The following is a 13,335-nucleotide window of genomic DNA, read 5'->3' on the forward strand; positions in this document are numbered from 1 at the left end:
GGAGCAGGTTAGCTTTGAAAGGTAACCTGCTCTAAAAATTGACCACAACCTGTTCGCCGTCCTGGGCGCGCCGAGCGATCTCGCCGATGCGCCAGGCCCGCAGATTGAAGGCCTGGATGCGGTTGATGGCTTCCTCGGCCTGCTCGGCGGGCAAGATCAGGACATAACCGATGCCCCCGTTGAATATCTGGAGGATCTCCGGCCAGGAGAGTTCGCCCGCGTTCTTGAGCCAGTGGAAGACGGGCGGCAGCTGCCAACTGCCGAAATTGATCCGGGCTTCCACCTGGGAGGGCAGCACGCGCGGGATATTGTCGTAAAAACCGCCGCCGGTGATATGGGCCATGCCCTTGACGTTCATGTCGCGCAACAGGGAGCGCACGGCCTCCACATAAATGGTGGTGGGCGTCAGCAGCACGTCGCGCACGCTGGCGCCGTCCGCGCCGGGAAAGGCGTCGTCCGCCTTGAGGCCGCTCCGAGCCAGAACCTGGCGCGCCAGGGAAAAACCGTTGGAGTGCAGGCCGGAGGAAGCCACGCCCACAATGACGTCGCCCACCTGAATGCCCGAACCGTCAATGAGTTTGGCGTTGTCCACCAGGCCCACGCAGAAACCGGCCAGATCGTATTCACCGGGCGCGTACATGTCGGGCATTTCAGCGGTTTCGCCGCCCAGCAGGGCGCAACCGGCCTGGCGGCAACCTTCGGCCACGCCGCTGACCACGGTTTCCGCCGTGTCCACGTCCAGCTTGCCGGTGGCGAAATAATCCAGGAAAAACAAGGGAGTCGCGCCCTGAACCAGAATGTCGTTGACGCTCATGGCCACCAGGTCGATGCCCACGCTGTCATGCTTGTTGAAGGTGAAAGCCAGCTTGAGCTTGGTGCCCACGCCGTCGGTGGAGGAGACCAGCACCGGTTCGCTCATGCCGCTGAGGTCCGGACGGAACAGGCCGCCGAAACCGCCGATGTCGGAAATGACGCCCCTGATCTGGGTGCTCGCCACCAAATGCTTGATGCGTCCGACCAGGGCATTGCCCGCCTCAATGTTGACGCCGGCCTGGGTATAGGCTTTTGCGCGCTCGCTGGACATGCTGTCGCCTCCTTTAATCTCCATTGAATAGCAAATTTTTCTCCGAAGCCCAAGTCTCTTTTTTCATGGACCGGGCCGCCCGCCGCTGGTATAGGGGAGTTAACGCCTTTTATGCGCCGACTGCTCTGAAGGATTTGTCCGCAACTCCTTGCCGCGAAATGCGAGTCGGCGGCCTTTGCTCGCCGCAAACGAGCATTTCAAGTGTTACAAGTACCAGTTGGCAAAAATGGGAAAGTTTTATGCGTAATCATCATATAGTTCTGCTTCTCTGGCTTGCGCTTTGCCTCTGGCCGGGCGTGCCGGTCCATGCCATGGGGTCGCCCGATGCGGGCAACGCCGAGAGGACGGACAGCGCACCCCGCAATGCGGGAGCGACCGCTTCCGCTTCAGCGCAGACGCCCGCGCCGCAAAATCCGTCCGTACACAACGAATACAACAATTCCACCGTGTACAACGGCGACGTGTACAATTCCACCAACGACAGCGCGGGGTACAATGGTTTTGCCGGAACCTGGCGGGATCCTGAAACCGGGGACATCATCACCTCGGTCATCGCGCCCCGCCAGCCCCAGCCGGAACAGAACACGCCGGTCATCGTGGCCCCGCAGATCTACCCCGGCGAGAACCGGCCCTATCCGCCGGGACCCGGGCCGTATCCGCCGTATCCTCCCGGCCCGCCGCCGCGTCCGCACCCCAATCCCGGCCCGTATCCGGGGCCGTGGCCTCATCCCGCGCCCCCCCGGCCCTCGCCTGTTCCGCCCTGGCAGCAACCGGGCTGGCAGGGCACGACACCGCCCCAGGGGCATATGCCGCCGGGCTGGCGGCCGCCGTCCGATACGCGGCCCTGGCCGCACGCGCCGGGCTATCTGCCGGCCCCGCGCAACAATATCGCGCCGTCCACGGGACTGGGGGGAACGGGTGGCACCGGAGGCATGGGCGGAGCCGGACTGCCGGGACGCGGCGCCGGAGGGCGTTGAGATGCGCGCCATGCTCTGGGAGCCCTTGTCCGGCGGGACCGGCGGGGAAGTGCGATGCCGCTTGTGCGCGCATGCCTGCCGCCTGAAGAAAGGCGGCAAGGGGCTGTGCGGCGTGCGGGTCAACCTGGGCGGGGAAATGGTTTCCCTGGTGGGGGATGTGGTCACCAGCGCCCAGATGGACCCGGTGGAAAAAAAGCCCCTCTACCATTTTCTGCCGGGCAGCAAAACCTTTTCCGTGGGCAGCGCGGGCTGCAACTTCCGTTGCCGGTTCTGCCAGAATTACCAGATAGCGCGCATACCGGCCAACGGCATGGTGCCCGGCAAGCGCGTTACGCCGGACGCCCTGGTGCGGCTGGCGGAAAAGCACGGCGCGCGCAGCATGGCCTTTACCTACAACGAGCCCACGGTCTTTTTCGAGCAGGTCTATGAAACCGCCGGACTGGCCCAGGCCATGGGCATGCGGGTCATTCTGGTCAGCAACGGCTTTATGGCCGAGGACTTTCTGCTGCCCCTGCGCCGCCGGGTCAATGCCGTCAATGTGGATCTGAAATCCTTCAGCGACGATTTTTACCGCGACTATTGCGGCGGCCGCCTTCAGCCCGTCCTGGACAATTTGAAGGCCATCAAGGCGCTGGGCTGGTGGCTGGAAGTGACCACCCTGGTCATTCCGGGTTGTAACGACAGCGAAGCCGAACTACGGGATATGGCCGCCTTTGTGCATGGCGAACTGGGCCCGGACACGCCTTGGCATCTCTCGGCCTTTCACGGGGCCTATCACATGGCCGGGCATCCCTCCACGCCGCCGGCCCGGCTGGAGGACGCCTGGCGCATCGGCCGGGAAGCGGGCCTGCATTTCGTGTACATCGGCAATGTGTCCAGCGCGTTGGGCGGCACTACCTTTTGTCCGGCTTGCGGCGCGCCGGCCATTGAGCGCCGGGGCTGGCAGACGCGGCAATTGGGCGCGCCGGGGCAATGCCCTTCCTGCAAGGCTGCTCTGCCCGGAGTCTGGAGGTGATTTTGGTCTATACCGGCAACGGCAAGGGCAAGACCAGCGCCTGCGTGGGCCAGGCCGTGCGCGCGTTGGGGCAGAACATGACCGTGGCCTTCGGCCAGTTCATGAAGCGGGACGGCCAGGCCGGGGAGCAGCGCATGCTGGCGCAATGGCTGGGCCCGCGTTTTCTGGCCGGAGGCGAAGGCTTTCTGCGTCGTGAGAAGGATCGCCCGGCCCATCGGGCCGCCGCTCTGCGCGTGCTGGCCTGGGCGCGCGCGCGCGTGCCGGAGGCCGATATGCTCATCCTGGACGAATGCCTCTACGCCCTGGACGCGGGCATCCTGACCCGGCAGGAAGTGGAGGCGCTCATGGCCGAAACCCGCGCTGCGGGCCGCCATCTGGTGCTCTCCGGCCGCAACGCGCCGGACTGGCTCGTGCGGGAGGCGGATCTGGTCACGGAGATGGGCGAGATCAAACATCCCTGGCGGGCGGGCGTCAAAGCCGCGCCCGGCATTGAATTCTGAGGTTTGCATGCCTTTGCCTGAATTCTCTTCCGAAGCCCCGTTGACCATCTACGTGGCCGGTTCCTTCAAACACAAGCACGGCGTTCGTCTGCTGGGCCGTGAATTGCGCGCCCTGGGCTGCCGTATGCTGGACTGGACTGAAAAGGCCGTGCCCCCGCCGGGCCTGACCCCGGCGGAGCGCCGCATCTGGATGGATACGGACCGGGACGGCGGCCAGGTCTATGCGTTTTGCCGCAATGCCTGCCTTACGGCGGATCTGGTGATCTACTACGGCGCGTCAGGCCAGGATGCCGGAGTGGAAGTGGGTCTGGCCGCCGGAGCCGGGGTGCCGGTGCTGGGCATCCGGGGCCCGCTGGAAGGGCCGGGCCTCATGCTGCACGGCGCGGTCAGCGTCTGGGTGGACGGCGCGGAGGACGCCCTGGATCTGGTCGGGCGGGTGCTGGCCCATGCCGCTGCGGCCTGGGCCACGCTGAATGCCGAACCGGACGCCGCCGTGCGTCGCCTGGGCGGGGCTTTGCTGCGGCGAAAGGGCTGAGTATCTGCACTGTGGCGACATGTTTGCTTCACGCTGTGTAAAATAATTTATACTGAAAAATCGTTGACATAGATTGGAGTATCACGTTTATTCGTAATATGCCAAAATGGAATGACGGCAGCCTGCGCATGGTTGCGCGGGCCGTGTTTGTTGTCCTGCTGCTGACGTTTTGCACGCCCTTCACGCTGTTCAGCGAAGGACGGCAGTACGTCATGCAGAGCCACGACGAGAGCTCACACCACTATATCGTTCCTCTGCCCGGTGATGAGGCCTCCGCGTCCGCGCCGGTTCTTCTCAGGCGGACCGTCGTCTTCCGTGTCGGCGAAGCCGGTTTTCCCGTTCCTCCCGCCCATCCTGTTTTTTCTCTGGACCATCCTCCGGAATAGCCCCCATTGCCGTGCCGCGAGCTTTCTTCTTTCGCGGCATCCATCGGCGACCGGTTTCCTGTCCTCCGTATGAGCGCGGCGTTGCGCGCGCTCCGCGCGGTTCACGCGTCGATTTCTTTCGGGGTTCGCGGCCCGTCTCGATCCGCGTCAGAACCCGGCGGAAGCCTCGTTGCGCGCCCGCGCCGTCCCCCGGTGCAGTTTGTGCTTGAAAAGGAGATTCCAATGCTTACGGCGCTTTCCGGATATATTCGCGACAGATGGCCGTTTTCCCACACAGTCCGCATTGCCGGGCTGGAAAATTTTGTTGAGCGCTGCCATGCGGAGGCATGGCACATTTATGCCATTAAAAAACGTATCTGGCGGCGGCATGTCTGCGTCGCCTGCGGCTGGCTGGCCGACAGCCTGCCCCGCGACGCGCGCATCTTCGAACCAGGATGCGGCAGCGGCGCGAATCTGCTCTGGCTGGCGCAACAGGGCTTCACCCGCTTGCAGGGAGCCGATATTTCCGCCGAAGTCGTCGCACTTTGCCGTGGTCTTTCACGCCAGACCGGAGCGAGTCTTGATGTCTGGCAGGATGACGGTCTTGCGCCGACGCGTCCGCCCCGGCGCGTGGACGCCATTCTTTCGGTCAACTGGCTGTATCACATTCCCGGAGCTTCCATGGAAAGTTTTTTGCGTACCTACCGGCCCTGCCTGAACACCGGGGGAAAAATTGTCTGCGACGTGGTTGACGCCTCCTACAACCGCGTTACCGACAATGAGTTCCACACACGCGACAGGCATCTTCCCCCGCTGCGGCGCAGGCCTTCGGAATATACTTTCCGGCTTTCCCGTGAAGAAATGGAGAATATCGCCGCGCGCCACGGCTTCAGCATCGTGCGGCATACGCTGCTGCGCGCGCGCCCGCAGAGGGCCGTATATCTGCTGGAAAGCAGGTAGAAGGCAGTAAATCAAGGGAACACTGATACGTAAAGGGGACGCGGCCATGCCGCGTCCCCTTTACGTATCAGTGTTGTTCAGAGCTTATATGTTCACCGGTTGGGACGGCGCGGCCTGGGGTTGCGCCGGAGGCGTGGCCTGGGGTTGCGCCGGAGGCGTGGCCTGGGCGGGCTGTTGGGCCGGAGTCCGGGCCGGGGGCAGCTCCCGTTCGCCCACGCCTTCCCGGCCCGCCTGCGCGCCGGTCTGCGCGTCCGCCTCCGCCGGGGCTTTGCCCGGCCGCTGGGGCAGCATCAGATAGCTGGTCACCGAGGTCACGCCCTTGACCTTGCGCGCGGTACGGATGGCGATCTGTTTTTCCTCGTCGTCCTTGACTACGCCCAGCAGAACCACGCGCCCGGCATTGACCTCCGTGTCGATACGGGTGGAGGACAGTCCTTTGGCCCCGATCAGGTCGGTGCGCAGCGAGGCGGCCAGGGCGAAGTTGCTGGTATCGCTCTTGGCCGGAGAGAACCAGTGCGGCGTCACGGAACGCGGCTTGTAGCGGCGGGCGATGGCCAGGGCCTTGCCCTGCATGTTCTGGGGCACTTCGCCCACCAGGAAGACGTTGCCGTAGTAGGAATAGACGGCAATGGACCAGCCGCCGCTGAAGTTTTCGTTCATCAGCGCGGTCTTGATGCTGGTAGCCAGGGTTTTGTCGTCGGTGATGGTATCCATGAGCCGCTGGTCGTCATACAGGCCGTAGGCGCTGTAGGCGCAGCCGTTGAGGGCCGCCAGGGCGGCCAGCAGCAGAACAAGGGCCAGACGTCGCATAGTGTTCCTCCTCCGGGCGCGGCTTATTTCATGTGCCGGATAAATGTGTTCAATATCCTGTCCGGAATCGAGCTTACTCGGCTTCGCGGCGGATGCGCGCGCCCACGGCGTTGAGTTTGTTTTCAATGCGCTCGTAGCCGCGATCCAGATGGTAGATGCGCCGCACCTCGGTGACGCCGCGCGCGGCCAGACCGGCCAGCACCAGGGACGCGCTGGCCCGCAGGTCCGAGGCCATGACCGGCGCGCCGGTCAGACGGCTCACCCCGCGCACCATGGCCGTGTGCCCGGAAACCTTGATCTGCGCGCCCATGCGCATCAGCTCCAGCACGTGCATGAAACGATTTTCAAAAATGCTTTCCTCCACCACGCTGGCCCCGTCGGCCAGACACATCAGGGCCATGATCTGGGCCTGCATGTCCGTGGGAAAGCCGGGGTAGGGCTGGGTGGTGATGTCCGCGCCGCGCAGGGGGCAGCCGCACTTGGCCAGCACGCCGTCGGGCGTGGCCGTGATGTCCATGCCCATGCTCTGTAGTTTGAGGATCACTGCCTCCAGCTCGGCAAAGGGACAGTGGCGCAGCAGCAGTTCGCCGCCGGTGATGCCCGCGGCCACCAGAAAAGTGCCCGCCTCGATGCGGTCGGCCATGACGGCGTATTCCGCGCCGTGCAGGCTGCTTACGCCCTGTACGCGGAGACAGCTCGTGCCCTGGCCCTCGATGCGCGCGCCGCAGGCCAGCAAAAAGTTGGCCAGATCCACCACTTCCGGTTCGCGGGCCGCGTTTTCCAGAATGCTTTCGCCTTCGGCCAGGACGGCGGCCATGAGCAGATTTTCCGTGCCGCCCACCGTGGGCAGGTCAAAGGTGATGTGCGCGCCCTTGAGCTTGCGGCAGCGGCCGATGATATAGCCTTCTTCCAGTTCGAAACGCGCGCCCATCTGTTCCAGACCCTTGAGGTGCTGGTCCACGGGGCGCGCGCCGATGGCGCAGCCGCCGGGCAGGGCCACGCGGGCCTGGCCGATGCGCGCCAGCAGCGGCCCCAGGCAGAGCACCGAGGCCCGCATGGTGCGCACCAGGTCGTAAGGGGCTTCGGGCCGCAGATCGCCCGGCGTCACCTCAACCCGCCGATCCTGATAGGAACAGGGGCAGCCCAGCATGTCCAGCAGCTTGAGCGTGGTGTGGATGTCGCGCAGATCCGGCACATTGGTGTATGTGACCGGCTCGCTCAGCAGGATGGAAGCGAACAGAATGGGCAGGGCGGCGTTTTTGGAACCGCTGACGTCGATGCTGCCGGTGAGCGGCACGCCGCCTTCAATGACCAGCTTGTCCATAATTCTCCAAGGGGGCTGTTGGGACGGGCAATGCCGGGGCCGTCCGTGATGGGGGAAACGCCGTCAGCGTAGATTTTTTTCTAAAGAAAATCCAGAGTCGTCCGTTGGAAAAATTACTTGCCAAACGGTCGGTCTCCGCGTATAGAAATCTCCCTGTGGCGGAAGTAGCTCAGTTGGTAGAGCACCTGGTTGTGGCCCAGGTGGCCGTGGGTTCAAGTCCCATCTTTCGCCCCATACATTTGCCCCGCGTCCGTTAGCCACGACGCGGGGTTTTCATTCGGAGCGTGGCGCAGCTTGGTAGCGCACCTGCTTTGGGAGCAGGGGGTCGAAGGTTCGAATCCTTTCGCTCCGACCAAATTTGCCGAAAGGGCTTATCCGTTGCGGATAGGCCCTTTTGTCGTGATGCGCCCGGCGCGGAAGCCGGGTTTTCAGGCCGGGGCGATGTTTTTTTCAGGCCCACCCCCTTCCGCATGGGCCGATAGGTCCTATCTGATAAGGCAATGCCGTTCAGCCGGAGCGGCGCACGTCACCGTCTCTCAAGCGAGGATTTTTTCATGAAGCTGCCTGAACTTCCCACTGTGTTGAAAATGCGCGTTGTGCTGAAAACCCTGGCCGTGCAGGCCTGCCTTCTGGTGGGCATTCTGGTTGTGGTCTGGGGCCTGCAGCGCGTTTATGCCATGGTGGACACCACCACCTTTCCGGACCCCGTGGCCGTGCCGGAGAATGCCGACCAGCTCTCCGACAATGAAAAAGGCAAAATCCTGCTGGACGCCATTACCCATCAGCTGCGCTACGAACTGAACTCCCCCTTCGGCTGGAGCTTCAACGACATCGTCTTCAACCGTTTCGTGCTGGATAACCGCGCATACCGCCAGTACGGCGTGTATCACGCCACAAAATTCCTGCTGGATCTCTATTCCAGCCAGATCGCCAAACTGGGCTCCAGCGACCGCGAAAGCGAATTTCTCTACAAGGCGCGCATCAACAGCTTTGCCATGGACCCGCGCAGCTTCATGTTCCCCTCGGCCGAGGGCTCCTACAAAAAGGGCCTCAAGCTGCTGGAACAGTACAAAGACTCGCTGGACAAGGGCACGGGCGTCTACAATTGCCGCACCGACGACCTGTACGCCTCCTTTGTCACGGTCACGGGCGAGAACATGCTGGGCTATGCTCTGGGCCTGCTGGAAAACGCCCAGAACATGCCTTTCTATGAGCTGGACAATCGCATCTACGAAGTGCAGGGCATAGCGCTGGTGCTGCGGGACTTCATCAATACCCTGTATGTTCTGTATCCCGAGATCCGGGCCAAGAACAACGAGAGCAACATGGCCGCCGCCATGGATTGCCTGAACCGCATCTGCACCTATGACCCGCTTTACATTACCTCGTCCTTCAACTCCGGCGAGCTGATCCTGTCCTATCTGATGTTCGCCAAGGCCCGCCTGGAAGACATCCGCGACAGCATCCGCATCTGACGCGCTGCCATTGCCTGACGCAAACAGGGCGCGCGGATCATCGCCGGGATGATCTGCGCGCCCTGTGCATTTTGTCGTGCGGTTCAGCGGTGGTGAAACAAGGCCAGGGGATGCAGCAGCGGGCCCACGGCAATGAGCCCGGCCCCGCAGACCACCACCAGCGCGCCGCCGTAGCTCAGCCAGTTCAGCGGGTCGGCCGGAAAAAAGGCTGGCCCGAGCAGATGGAAGAGCTTGGCGAAAACCAGGGTGAACAGGGGCGTCAGGGTGATGACCGCACTGACCTTGGCCGTGTGCCAGCAGGCCATGGCCCGGCTGAACGCCCCGTAGGCCACCAGGGTGTTCAGGCAGCAGTAGGCCAGGCAGACAATCTGGAGCGCGTCCAGGCGCAGGAGGCTCTGCGGCGCGGCAAAGGGGGTCAGGGCCAGCGCGCAGACGGTGTAGAGCGCCCGCATGATCCGGGGCGGGGCCATTTCGCGCAGCAGAATTTTCTGGGTCACGCCGTAAACGGCCCAGACCACGGCGGCCGTGAGGCCGAGCGCCAGGCCGAGCCCGTAGCCTTCCCGGAAGCGGAGGAGGTCAGCCAGACGTTCATTGAAGAAGAGTCCGAATCCGAGAAGCAGGGTGGCGACCCCGCTGACCTGGATGCGGCGCAACGGCTCCCGCAGCACCACGACGCTGCCCAGCATCAGGAGCATGGGTCCGGCCTGGGCGATGATCTGGGTGGCGGACGCGCTCAGATAGGCCACGGAGGCGTTGAACAGCACGAAATTGCCGCCCAGCCCGGCGGCCGCGATGCCCAGCAGCAGAATAATGCGCCTTTCGTACACGCCGAATCGGAGGCGTCGGGCGTCCCTACGGGGCAGCCAGACCCACAGCCAGAGCGCGCCGGTGCTGAAGCGCAGCCAGACAATGGTCATGGGGTCCACCGTGGTCACCACCTGCTTGAGCGCAATGGGCAGCGTGCCCCAGAAAAGCGCGGTGGTCAGGGCCAGAAGAAGGCCCTTCAATTGTGTTCCGAGCTGCATGCCCGACTCTCCGGAATTCAAGGGGCATCCCGGACCGGGCGGCGGGCGCTCCGGGCCGGGATGGCGTACAACAGTCCAGGACATTTCAGCTTTGAAATCGGCACAATTTCAAAGCGAATCCGCTCCAGAAACTACATGGAAGCGACGGGGTCGGCCTCCGTCGCGCCAAGGTGGCTCGAATCCGGCAATGTGGCAAGGCTTTTCCCGCGGCATGGCCTTGCCGGTCAACATCCGGCATATTGCGCGTCAATGACTTTTTCCTGCCAGTCCACGGCCGTGCCGTTCTCTTCCTCGGCCACGGAAATATGCGTCATGGACGTATGCGGCGTAAACCAGACCGTATCGCCGGGGCGCGCCTCTTCAATTGCCGAGATCCGGCAGCCGGAGGAAAGAAGCATGGCGATTGCTTGCCGATGTGGGTCTTCGCGCCGCCGAAAGGATCAGGCAGTTTTTTGCGAGGATCGGATATTCCGCCCCGCCCGCCCGGCGGCTAGTATTGCAGAAACGGGAGCTTTTCCCGGAATCCGCCGCAAAGGAGTATACTCATGAAACGTATTGCCATCGCCTTTTTCGCCTTTGTGCTGGCCGGGGCGTCCGTGGGCGCGGCGCTGGCCGCCGACACCGCGTCCAGCGCCGGGCAGAGCGTCGTTCGCGCCGGAACGCAGGCCTCGGCCAAGGGACCGGAGGCCTGGTTCACGGGCACTGTGCGCATTGATCCCCTGTTTCCGGACAATGCCGCCGCCAATGTGTCGGGAGCCTATGTCACCTTTGAGCCGGGCGCGCGCTCGGCTTGGCACGAGCACCCCGCCGGGCAGACCCTGGTGGTGATTTCCGGCGTGGGCCTGACCGGCACGTCTGACGGCAAGGTTGTGGAAATCCGGGCCGGGGACGTGGTGCGTTGCCCCCCGAATGTGCGCCACTGGCACGGTGCCGCGCCCCATGTCGCCATGACCCACATGGCGCTTACCGGCGTGAAGGACGGCAAAAACGCCGTGTGGCATGAAAAGGTCAGCGATGCGGAGTACAGCCGTCCCGTGAGCAGGTAGAACCGGCTTTCCCGGCGGGCTTTACCCGGCCCCGCCGGGCGGGTAGCATGGGCGCATGAGCACCGCATTGCGTCGCGCGGTCTTCCTGGACCGTGACGGCACCCTCAATCTGGATACGGGCTACGTGCACCGCGTGGAAGACTGGCGCTGGCTGCCCGGCGTGCCCGAGGCCCTGGCCCGTTTCAAGGCCGCCGGTTGGCTGCTGGTGGTCGCCAGCAACCAGTCGGGCATCGCGCGGGGCATGTTCGGCCCGGCGGAGCTGCACACCCTGGAGCGCTGGGTCGATGCCCGGCTGGCTCCTTTGGGCGCGGCTCCGGACGCCTGGTATTCCTGCCCGCATCTGCCGGAGACCACCGGCCCGTGCGACTGCCGCAAACCCGCGCCCGGCCTTCTGCTGCGCGCCGCCCGCGATCTGGCTATTGACCTGGCGGCCTCCTGGATGGTCGGTGACCGGTTGCGCGACGCTCAGGCCGGACTGGCCGCCGGGTGCCGGGCCGTGCTGCTGCGCACCGGCTGGGGGGAGCATGAGGCGGCGCAAGCGCGGGCGGTATTGCCGCAAGTGCCTGTGCTGCCGGACCTGCCCGCCGCCTGCGCGCATATTCTGGCACAACATTCCTGAAAGAAATTTTTGAAAGAAACCGCCCGGCGCTGTTCCCTGCGCCGGGCGGTTTTGCAACAGCGGCTTGCCCGAAAGAATTTTCCGGCGGCTCTCAGTCCGTGCGGCCGCCGCGAGCGACCTTTATCGGGGCCGCCATGCGCCGGGCCTTCCACCAGGACCAGAGCACGGAAAACAGGGCCAGCGCCAGAAACAGCAGGGCATAGGGCGACTGCAGGAAGGGAAGCAGGCTGCCGTCGCTGAGGGCGAGGGCCAGACGCAGTTGCTTTTCAAACATCAGGCCCAGCACCAGGGAAATGACCATAGGTGCCAGGGGATATCCGGCTTTTTGCAGAAAATAGCCGATGACCCCGAAGGCGAAGCTGATCCAGAGATCCCGTGTGGCGTAGGAAATGTTATAGCAGCCTACCAGGCTGGCCATGATCACCACCGGCAGCAGCCAGGTTTTGCTGATCCGCAGAATTACGGGGAAAATCCGCGCACCGGCCGCGAACATCAGCACAAACATGAACAGGGACGCCACCAGAAAATAGACGAAGATGCCGTAGAGCAGCTGCGGGTTGTCGCGCAGCAGCAGGGGCCCCGGTTCAATGCCGTGGAGCTGAAGCCCCCCCAGCAAAACGGCGGTGACCGCGTCGCCCGGAATGCCGAGTACCAGCAGGGGGATCAGGGTGCCGCCGATAACGGCGTTGTTGGCTGTTTCCGAAGCCACGATGCCCTGAATGTCGCCGGTGCCGAAGGTATCGGGACGGGGCGCGTGCTTCTTGGCCTGGTCGTAGGCCACGAAATTGGCCAGGGTGCCGCCGATGCCCGGCAGAATGCCGATAAGCACGCCGATGATGCCGGAGCGCAGAAAATTGCCGCGCGATTGGCGCAGTTCCGTCCGGGACATGGAGATGTTTTTCAGATTGCTGCGCGGAATGATGTATTTCCGCGTACACTGCTCCACTTCCCGAAAAGCCGGGGTAAGCACAAACAGGCCGATCATGGCCGGTATGGATGAAATGCCGCCGTCCAGCACGGTGAAGCCGAAGGTATTGCGCATCATGCCGGTGGACGGGTCCATGCCGATGATTGAGCAGAGCAGGCCCAACAGGCAGGCGATCAGGCCCTTGCTGGGCGTGTTGCCGGACAGGCTGATCACGGTGGTGAAGCCGAAGATGATCACCGCCACGTATTCCACCGGACCGAAGGCCACGGCAATGCGCGCGAAAAAGGGCGCCAGCAGGATCAGCGCCAGCCAGCCGATCATGCAGCCGACCAGATTGCTGGTGATGCCCACGCCCAGGGCTTTGCCCGCTTCGCCTTTTTGGGCCAGGGGAAAGCCGTCGAATGTGGTGGCGATGGAGGACGGGGTGCCCGGCATGCCCAGCAGGATGGCCGTGACCAGGCCGCCGGAAATGCCGCCGATATACACGCCGATCAGCATGGCAATGGCCATCAGGGCGTCCATGCCGTAGGTCAGGGGAATCAGCAGCACAATGGCCAGAATGGCCGTCAGGCCGGGGATCACGCCGAAAATCAGGCCGAACAGCGTGCCCAGGAAAACAAGCAGAAATGTGAGGGGATCAAGCGCCGCCCAGAGCGCGTCTAGGATGTTCAT

The 13,335-nt window shown here is 63.8% G+C and carries 15 protein-coding genes and 2 tRNA genes; 11 read left to right on the plus strand and 6 right to left on the minus strand.

Features of this window, described 5'->3' with window-relative positions:
- Nucleotides 1-31 precede the first annotated feature (31 nt).
- Nucleotides 32-1,084 (minus strand): phosphoribosylformylglycinamidine cyclo-ligase, encoded by a 1,053-nt coding sequence (gene purM / locus AXF13_RS00760; protein ID WP_062251261.1) that lies wholly within the window; start codon nucleotides 1,082-1,084, stop codon nucleotides 32-34.
- A gap of 239 nt (nucleotides 1,085-1,323) precedes the next feature.
- Here purM and AXF13_RS16965 point away from each other — a divergent pair, with 239 nt between their 5' ends.
- From AXF13_RS16965 to AXF13_RS00790, 6 genes are all read left to right on the plus strand, one after another.
- Nucleotides 1,324-2,061, plus strand: a complete 738-nt coding sequence (locus tag AXF13_RS16965) for a hypothetical protein (RefSeq protein WP_062251262.1) — start codon at nucleotides 1,324-1,326, stop codon at nucleotides 2,059-2,061.
- Nucleotide 2,062: 1 nt separating this feature from the next.
- Nucleotides 2,063-3,076, plus strand: coding sequence for an AmmeMemoRadiSam system radical SAM enzyme (gene amrS, locus AXF13_RS00770; RefSeq protein WP_062251263.1), 1,014 nt, complete (start codon nucleotides 2,063-2,065; stop codon nucleotides 3,074-3,076).
- Nucleotides 3,073-3,576 (plus strand): cob(I)yrinic acid a,c-diamide adenosyltransferase, encoded by a 504-nt coding sequence (locus AXF13_RS00775; protein ID WP_062251264.1) that lies wholly within the window; start codon nucleotides 3,073-3,075, stop codon nucleotides 3,574-3,576. Before amrS ends, AXF13_RS00775 begins: the two co-directional genes overlap by 4 nt.
- Before the next feature lie 7 nt (nucleotides 3,577-3,583).
- Entirely contained in the window at nucleotides 3,584-4,111 is a 528-nt protein-coding gene (locus tag AXF13_RS00780; protein ID WP_062251265.1) for a hypothetical protein, read from the plus strand.
- A 98-nt stretch (nucleotides 4,112-4,209) separates the two neighbouring features.
- On the plus strand, nucleotides 4,210-4,497 hold the full coding sequence (locus tag AXF13_RS00785) for a hypothetical protein (RefSeq protein ID WP_062251266.1): 288 nt from the start codon (nucleotides 4,210-4,212) through the stop codon (nucleotides 4,495-4,497).
- 222 nt (nucleotides 4,498-4,719) lie between these two features.
- The gene (locus AXF13_RS00790) at nucleotides 4,720-5,436 is read left to right on the plus strand and encodes a class I SAM-dependent methyltransferase (RefSeq protein WP_062251267.1); all 717 of its coding nucleotides are present in this window, start codon (nucleotides 4,720-4,722) and stop codon (nucleotides 5,434-5,436) included.
- An 84-nt stretch (nucleotides 5,437-5,520) separates the two neighbouring features.
- Here the strand turns inward: AXF13_RS00790 and AXF13_RS00795 are convergent, their stop codons facing one another.
- Nucleotides 5,521-6,246, minus strand: coding sequence for a BON domain-containing protein (locus AXF13_RS00795; protein ID WP_062251268.1), 726 nt, complete (start codon nucleotides 6,244-6,246; stop codon nucleotides 5,521-5,523).
- Between the two features lie 73 nt (nucleotides 6,247-6,319).
- Nucleotides 6,320-7,570 carry a UDP-N-acetylglucosamine 1-carboxyvinyltransferase gene (gene murA / locus AXF13_RS00800; RefSeq protein ID WP_062251269.1) on the minus strand — a complete coding sequence of 417 codons (1,251 nt, stop codon included), beginning with the start codon at nucleotides 7,568-7,570 and terminating at the stop codon, nucleotides 6,320-6,322.
- Between the two features lie 158 nt (nucleotides 7,571-7,728).
- Between murA and AXF13_RS00805 the strand changes: the two genes are divergently transcribed.
- From AXF13_RS00805 to AXF13_RS00815, 3 genes are all read left to right on the plus strand, one after another.
- A tRNA-His gene (locus AXF13_RS00805) sits at nucleotides 7,729-7,804 on the plus strand.
- 44 nt (nucleotides 7,805-7,848) lie between these two features.
- Nucleotides 7,849-7,925: transfer RNA gene (locus AXF13_RS00810), tRNA-Pro, on the plus strand.
- Nucleotides 7,926-8,124: 199 nt separating this feature from the next.
- Nucleotides 8,125-9,045 (plus strand): DUF2333 family protein, encoded by a 921-nt coding sequence (locus AXF13_RS00815; protein WP_062251270.1) that lies wholly within the window; start codon nucleotides 8,125-8,127, stop codon nucleotides 9,043-9,045.
- 83 nt (nucleotides 9,046-9,128) lie between these two features.
- Here AXF13_RS00815 and AXF13_RS00820 read toward each other — a convergent pair whose 3' ends face one another.
- Both AXF13_RS00820 and AXF13_RS16970 read right to left on the minus strand, forming a co-directional pair.
- Complete coding sequence (locus AXF13_RS00820) at nucleotides 9,129-10,070, minus strand: DMT family transporter (RefSeq protein WP_062251271.1); 942 nt, start codon at nucleotides 10,068-10,070, stop codon at nucleotides 9,129-9,131.
- 224 nt (nucleotides 10,071-10,294) lie between these two features.
- Nucleotides 10,295-10,468: a cupin domain-containing protein gene (locus AXF13_RS16970; RefSeq protein ID WP_190276364.1), complete on the minus strand. Its 174-nt coding sequence runs from the start codon at nucleotides 10,466-10,468 to the stop codon at nucleotides 10,295-10,297.
- A gap of 147 nt (nucleotides 10,469-10,615) precedes the next feature.
- Here AXF13_RS16970 and AXF13_RS00825 point away from each other — a divergent pair, with 147 nt between their 5' ends.
- Both AXF13_RS00825 and gmhB read left to right on the plus strand, forming a co-directional pair.
- Nucleotides 10,616-11,116, plus strand: coding sequence for a (R)-mandelonitrile lyase (locus AXF13_RS00825; protein WP_062251272.1), 501 nt, complete (start codon nucleotides 10,616-10,618; stop codon nucleotides 11,114-11,116).
- 55 nt (nucleotides 11,117-11,171) lie between these two features.
- Nucleotides 11,172-11,735: a D-glycero-beta-D-manno-heptose 1,7-bisphosphate 7-phosphatase gene (gene gmhB / locus AXF13_RS00830; RefSeq protein ID WP_062251273.1), complete on the plus strand. Its 564-nt coding sequence runs from the start codon at nucleotides 11,172-11,174 to the stop codon at nucleotides 11,733-11,735.
- Between the two features lie 91 nt (nucleotides 11,736-11,826).
- Here gmhB and AXF13_RS00835 read toward each other — a convergent pair whose 3' ends face one another.
- The gene (locus AXF13_RS00835; protein WP_062251274.1) at nucleotides 11,827-13,335 is read right to left on the minus strand and encodes a tripartite tricarboxylate transporter permease; all 1,509 of its coding nucleotides are present in this window, start codon (nucleotides 13,333-13,335) and stop codon (nucleotides 11,827-11,829) included.

The sequence above is a fragment of the Desulfovibrio fairfieldensis genome (genome assembly GCF_001553605.1).
Taxonomy (GTDB): domain Bacteria; phylum Desulfobacterota; class Desulfovibrionia; order Desulfovibrionales; family Desulfovibrionaceae; genus Desulfovibrio; species Desulfovibrio fairfieldensis.